The organism is Aureimonas sp. AU22, from assembly GCF_001463745.1.
GTDB lineage: Bacteria > Pseudomonadota > Alphaproteobacteria > Rhizobiales > Rhizobiaceae > Aureimonas.
The window spans coordinates 1-1,800 of sequence record NZ_BBWJ01000067.1; the positions used below are offsets into that span (position 1 = coordinate 1).

The following is a 1,800-nucleotide window of genomic DNA, read 5'->3' on the forward strand; positions in this document are numbered from 1 at the left end:
CGACATCCAGCGCACCTCGGAACTGGTGGCCGAGATCTCGGCGGCCTGCCGCGAGCAGAACGCCGGCGCCGAACAGATCAACCAGGCCATCCAGCAGCTCGACAAGGTGACCCAGCAGACCAACGAGACCGTGGTCCAGCTGGACGAGGTGACCCAGCAGAACGCCTCGGCCGCCAACGAGATGTCGGCCACGGCCGAGCAGCTCTCCGCCGAGGCCTCGCGCCTCACCGACCGGGTCGCCTTCTTCCGCCTCGCCGAGGGACGGGACGGCGCGCCCGCCCGGCTCGCGACCGCGCCCAAGGCCCGGCCGAAGGCGGACGTGCGTCGCCTCCAAGCGGACGTGCAGGGCTTTGCCCAGAGCCGTGCGGAAAAGTCCAAGCCCGCCGCCAAGCCGGCCAAGCCCAGGGCATCCGGCAAGGGCTTCGACCTCGACCTCGGCGCCGAGGACAACGGCTTCGAAAAGATGAGCGCCTGACATTCGCCCGGCCCGTCGCCCCGGCGGCGGGCCCCCTCGTTCTTCCCTGCCGCGCCTGTGCCCCTCGAAAGGTCAGACCCCCCGTGCGTTTCACCATCAAGACCAAGCTCATCGGGTCCTTCGGGGCCGTGATCGCCCTCCTGGGCACCGCCGGCTACTTCGGGATCTCGAGCCTGAACGCGTCCAACGAGCTGATGCGCACGTTCGCCGCGCGGCCGTTCGTCCAGGTCAACAGCGTCCAGGACATCGCCACCAAGGTGGTCGACCTGCGCCGCCTGATGTTCCGCATGTATCTCGAAGGCGATCCGGCGACCCTCGAGTCGATGGGCCGCGAGTATGCGGCGGACTGGGACAGGATCGAGACCTCGTTCGCGCAGTTCGAGGCGTCGGTCGATCCGGCGAAGCGCAACGAGATCGCCGATCTGAAGCCGGCGATCGACAGCCTGCGTCTCGTCGCCGACAAGGGGACCGATCTGATGCGGCAGGCCGATCCCGAGCTGTCGGACGAGGCGCTCACCCAGACCGGTCCGATGTTCGACAAGCTCATCGAGACCCTCGGGCGCATGTCCGGCGCCGCGGTCGTCGACGTCGCGGCCGCGCGGGAAGCCGTCTACCTCTCGCGCCTCAGCATGCTGGCGGCGCTTGATTTCAGCGATCAGGGCGAGATCGAAGGCCAGCGCGCCGAACTCAACGAGGCGATGCAGGCGTTCGACGCGGCGATGGAGCGGATGCGCCGCACATCGGGCGTCGCCCCGGCCGCGCTCGATGCGCTCGACGCCGAATGGCAGGCCTTCCTGAAGCCGACGCTGGCGTTCGCCGACCAGGGCGTCCAGAACCTCAACGATCAGGCCCTCACCTTCCAGACCGGAACCGTGTTGCCGGAAGCGCGCAAGCTCTCGGCGCGTCTCGAACAGCTGGTCGAGCGGGCGCAGACCAACGCCGACGCCTACGTCGCCGACGCGCAGGTCACCTATGCCGCGACCCGCAACATGCTGATCGCGATCGTGCTCGGTGCCATCGCCATCGGCGCTGCGGCCGCCGCCTGGATGTCGATCTCGATCTCGCGCGGCTTGTCGCGCTCGGTGAAGCTTGCCGAGGACATCGGCGCCGGCGACCTGACGCAGACCGTCGAGGCGCGGGGCCAGGACGAGATCGGCGACCTCCTGCGCGCCATGAACGCGATGACGCAGAACCTGCGCGAGATCGTCGCCGACGTCACGGGTTCGGCGAGCCAGGTCGCCGCCGGAGCGCAGCAGTCCTCTGCCACCGCCGAGCAGCTGAGCCAGGGCTCGACCGAGCAGGCCGCGGCGACCGAGCAGGCGTCC

The 1,800-nt window shown here is 69.6% G+C and carries 1 protein-coding gene and 1 pseudogene; both read left to right on the forward strand.

The genetic code is table 11. The annotated features are described in order from the left end of the window. Window positions 1–475, forward strand: a pseudogene (locus AUL34_RS22700) (methyl-accepting chemotaxis protein); the annotation flags it as partial. 83 nt (window positions 476–558) lie between these two features. After that, a partial coding sequence (locus tag AUL34_RS21620) for a methyl-accepting chemotaxis protein (RefSeq protein ID WP_192845810.1) occupies window positions 559–1,800 on the forward strand: 1,242 nt, incomplete at its 3' end.